This is a genomic window from Paenibacillus lacisediminis (assembly GCF_046567315.2).
Window position 1 is genome coordinate 1 of the sequence record NZ_JBKIAX020000038.1, and the last position, 1,188, is coordinate 1,188.

The 1,188-nt window shown below is 65.9% G+C and carries 1 protein-coding gene; it reads right to left on the minus strand.

What is annotated here, in order from left to right; translation table 11 throughout:
* Positions 1 to 1,188: acyltransferase domain-containing protein (locus ACLD72_RS32150; protein WP_458476518.1), on the minus strand; the 1,188-nt coding region annotated here is incomplete at both ends.

Below are 1,188 nucleotides of genomic sequence, written 5' to 3' on the forward strand. Positions count from 1 at the left end.
GTTTCCACGCTCTCGGCAAACCGCACCGGCGACAGGATATGCTCCAGCCAATACCCCGGGCCCAGCTTCTCCTCTTGTACACGCCCTGTTACATTGCTGATCAGCGCAAGCTCCGGTTCCCGGAATTCCACCCGCTTCAGCTCTTCTTCGTATGCCTTCAGCATTGGCTTCATCAGCGGCGAGTGGAACGCGTGTGACACGCTCAGCCGATGCACTCCCGTTCCCTCCCGTTCCGCTTCCTGTATCACTCGCTCCACCAGCGCTTCTTCCCCGGACACGACCGTGTTGCTTCGGCCGTTCACCGCTCCGATGGCGATCCTCTCCCGCTCGGCCTCCGTACAGCTCCGCCGGATGTACGCACGCACCTGCTCTTCTCCCGCCAGGATCGCCGCCATCGCTCCCGGCTCGCATTCTTCCTCCATCAACCGCCCGCGCGCCGCCGTTAGCCGGACTCCTTCCTCCGGGCTGATGACACCCGCAATACAGGCCGCTGCGTATTCTCCGACGCTGTGGCCCAGCACCGCCGCCGGGCGCAACCCCCATGACATCCACATCCGCGCCAGCGCATAATCCACTGCGAAGGTGAGCGGCTGCGTCAAAGAGGTCGCCTTCAGCGACGCCACATCGCCTTCGAGCATCCACTCCCGCAGGCTTCTCCCCTTGATGTTCCCCAGCGCCGCGCCGCAGCGGTCAAACGCTTCCCGGAACGCGGCTTCCTTCCGGTACAGCTCCCGGGCCATGCCCGGGTACTGGGCCCCTTGCCCCGTGAACAGGAACGCCGTCTTGCGGTCCCCATCCTCCGGCGCGCTTCCCCGGTATGCCAGCCCCGACGAGAGCTTATCTGCCAGTTCCTCCGCGCTGTCCGCCACCACCGCCGTCCGCAGCGCGAACGTGTCCCTTCCCGTTGCCGCCGTGTAGCAGACGGACGCCAAAGGCGGACGGTTCCCCGAGGACAGCAGCTCCCGGTACCGGAACTCCAGCTCGGACAACGCCGCTTCGCTCCGGGCTGAGATCGCCAAAAGCCGGGCTTCCGGCTCGCCGGCTTCCGTGCCGGACCCCCTTTCCCCTTCATGCAGCTCCCGCGCCGGCGCTCCCTCGACGATCATATGACAGTTCGTTCCGCCAAATCCGAAGGAACTGATGCCCGCCCGGCGCACGCCATCCGCCCCTGCCCATTCCTGCAAAGAG